This is a genomic window from Pseudomonas sp. P5_A2_2, assembly GCF_054177685.1.
Window position 1 is genome coordinate 1 of record NZ_JBGCUL010000488.1, and the last position, 3389, is coordinate 3389.

The window sequence follows — 3389 nt, forward strand, 5'->3', positions numbered from 1 at the left end:
GTTCACACCGGCCTGTTGCTGAGTGAATACGGTTTCGGCGCCCGGGAAGCCACCAGCCCGCGCACCATCGGCACGACGTGGCTTGGAGATCGCCCACAGCAGGCTCGCTTCGATTGGGGTGGTGTCGGTGTTCATGTCGTGGCCGTACAGGCACAAACCCGCTTCCAGGCGCAGGGAGTCGCGAGCGCCAAGGCCGATGGCAGCCACTTCCGCTTCAGCCAGCAGCGCACGGGCCAGGGCTTCGGCGTTGACGGCCGGCACGGAAATTTCGAAACCGTCTTCACCGGTGTAACCCGAGCGGCTGACAAAGCAGTCCACGCCCAGCAGTTTCACGCGGGCGAACTGCATGAAGGTCATCTTCGCAACCGAAGGGGCCAGACGTGCCAGTACAGTAACTGCCGCCGGGCCTTGCAGGGCGAGCAGGGCGCGCTCTTCGAACAGCGGCTCGATCGTGCACTGGTCGCCAATGTGCTGGCGCAGGTGGGCCAGGTCCTGATCCTTGCACGCGGCGTTGACCACCAGGAACAGTTCTTCGTTACCCAGGTTGGCGACCATCAGGTCGTCAAGGATGCCGCCGGTCGCATTGGTGAACATGGCGTAGCGCTGCATACCCACCGGCAGGTCGATGATGTCCACCGGCACCAGGGTTTCCAGGGCCTTGGCGGCATTGGCGCCGGTCAGGCGGATCTGGCCCATGTGCGAGACATCGAACAGCCCGGCCTGGTCGCGGGTGTGCTGGTGTTCTTTCATCACGCCCAGCGGGTATTGCACGGGCATGTCGTAGCCGGCGAACGGCACCATGCGCGCGCCGAGTTCGATGTGCAGTGCGTGCAGCGGGGTTTTCAACAGTTGTTCGGTGGACATATTCAGCTCCTGAAGAAGGGTGCAGATGAGCGCGCTTCAGCACTCGATAATGTTGACCGCCAAACCGCCACGGGCGGTTTCCTTGTATTTGCTTTTCATGTCGGCGCCGGTCTGGCGCATGGTACGGATGACCTTGTCGAGGGAGACGAAGTGTTGCCCGTCGCCGCGCATGGCCATGCGCACGGCATTGATGGCCTTGACCGAGCCCATGGCGTTGCGCTCGATGCAAGGCACTTGCACCAGCCCGCCAATCGGGTCGCAGGTCAGCCCGAGGTTGTGTTCCATGCCGATTTCCGCGGCGTTCTCCACTTGTTGCACGGTGCCGCCAAGCACTTCGCACAAGGCACCGGCGGCCATCGAGCAGGCGACGCCGACTTCGCCCTGGCAGCCGACTTCGGCGCCGGAGATCGAGGCGTTTTCCTTGTACAGAATGCCGATGGCTGCGGCAGTGAGCAGAAAACGCACCACGCCGTCGTCATTGGAGCCTTGGATAAAGCGCATGTAGTAGTGCAACACCGCTGGAATGATCCCCGCTGCACCGTTGGTGGGCGCGGTTACGACGCGCCCGCCGTTGGCGTTCTCCTCGTTGACCGCCAGCGCGTAGAGATTGACCCAGTCGAGCACCGACAACGGGTCGCGCAAAGACGATTCCGGGTTCTTGCACAATTGCCGATGCAGCGCGGCGGCCCGGCGTTTGACCTTCAGCCCGCCAGGCAGGATGCCTTCATTGCGGCATCCGGCGGCGACGCAGTCCTGCATCACTTGCCAGATTTTCAACAGGCCGGCGCGGGTTTCCGCTTCCGGACGCCAGGCGCTTTCGTTGGTCAGCATCACCTGGCTGATCGACAGCCCATATTTGACGCAATGACCGAGAAGATCCTTGGCGCTTTTGAACGGGAAGGTCAGGGGTGTGGCGTCTTCGACGATGCGGTCGGCGCCGGCGGCGTCCTCATCGACCACAAAACCGCCGCCGACCGAGTAGTATTCGCGACTGCGGATCTGCAGGCCCGCCGTGTCGAAGGCGCGAAAAATCATGCCGTTGGGGTGATACGCCAACGGTTTGCGAATCATCGCCAGGTGTTCTTTCTCGTTGAACGCAATGCTGTGTTCACCGAGCAGGTTCAAGCGTCCGTTGCCGCGGATTTCTTGCAGGCGCGCGGCGACGGTTTCCGTATCCACGGTGTCCGGGTGCTCGCCTTCCAGGCCCAGCAGCACGGCCTTGTCACTGCCGTGGCCTTTGCCGGTGGCGCCGAGCGAGCCGTACAGCTCGACTTTGACGCAGGTGGTGGCCGGCAGCAGCCCTTCACGGCGCAGGCCTTCGACGAAACGCGCAGCGGCGCGCATCGGGCCGACGGTGTGAGAGCTGGAGGGGCCGATGCCAATCTTGAACAGGTCGAACACGCTTAACGACATGGTGGTTCTCCGGTTTCTTGTTATGGGAATTCACGGAATCGGGAGGTTGGCGCAATTCACTGTGGGAGCGAGCTTGCTCGCGATGATGGTCTGACATTCACCATAGATGTCGACTGAAAGACCGCTATCGCGAGCAAGCTCGCTCCCACAGAGGACTGTGGTGTTTTTGCAAAAAGGGGGCGGGATCAACCGCCCCCTCATTGGTTTAAGCGTAGCTTTCGATCGACGGGCAGGCGCAGACCAGGTTGCGGTCGCCAAACACGTTGTCGACGCGACCGACCGGTGGCCAGTACTTGCCTTCGATCAGCGACGCAACCGGGTAAACCGCTTGCTCGCGGCTGTACGGGTGAGCCCACTCGCCCACCAGTTCCTTGGCGGTGTGCGGCGCGTTTTTCAGCGGGTTGTCGTCCTTGTCCAGGGTGCCGTTTTCCACTGCGCGGATTTCTTCGCGGATGCGGATCATGGCGTCGCAGAAGCGGTCCAGCTCTTCCTTGGATTCGCTTTCGGTCGGCTCGATCATCAACGTGCCGGCTACCGGGAACGACATGGTCGGCGCGTGGAAACCGAAGTCGATCAGGCGCTTGGCCACGTCGTCGACACTGATGCCGCTGCTGTCTTTCAGCGGACGCAGGTCGAGGATGCACTCGTGCGCCACCAGGCCATTGCTGCCGGTGTACAACACTGGATAGTGCTCTTCGAGGCGACGGGAAATGTAGTTGGCGTTGAGGATCGCCAGCTGCGATGCACGCTTGAGACCCGCGCCACCCATCATGCGAATGTACATCCAGGTGATCGGCAGAATGCTCGCGCTGCCGAACGGTGCCGCGCAAACGGCGCCTTCCTTGCGCTCCATCTGTGCGTGGCCCGGCAGGAATGGCGCCAGGTGCGATTTCACACCGATCGGGCCGACGCCCGGGCCGCCACCGCCGTGGGGGATGCAGAAGGTCTTGTGCAGGTTCAGGTGCGAAACGTCGCCGCCGAACTTGCCCGGGGCGCAGAGGCCGACCATGGCGTTCATGTTGGCGCCGTCGATGTACACCTGGCCGCCGTTGTCATGAACGATGCCACAGATTTCGCGGATGCCTTCTTCGAACACGCCGTGGGTCGACGGG

Annotated in this window: 2 protein-coding genes and 1 pseudogene; all 3 read right to left on the minus strand. The window is 62.6% G+C overall.

Going from position 1 to position 3389, the window contains the following annotated elements:
- Positions 1-864 (minus strand): glycine cleavage system aminomethyltransferase GcvT (gene gcvT, locus ACXRVY_RS20935; protein WP_458238144.1); only part of this gene is annotated, 864 nt, incomplete at its 3' end.
- A gap of 36 nt (positions 865-900) precedes the next feature.
- Positions 901-2277, minus strand: a complete 1377-nt coding sequence (locus tag ACXRVY_RS20940) for an L-serine ammonia-lyase (RefSeq protein ID WP_223459474.1) — start codon at positions 2275-2277, stop codon at positions 901-903.
- A 205-nt stretch (positions 2278-2482) separates the two neighbouring features.
- A pseudogene (locus tag ACXRVY_RS20945) lies at positions 2483-3389 on the minus strand (glycine dehydrogenase (aminomethyl-transferring)); the annotation flags it as partial.

Coding starts and splice junctions, on each gene's coding strand:
- ACXRVY_RS20940 (WP_223459474.1), bottom strand. CDS start 2,277: ATGTCGTTAAGCGTGTTCGACCTGTTCAAGATTGGCATCGGCCCCTCC.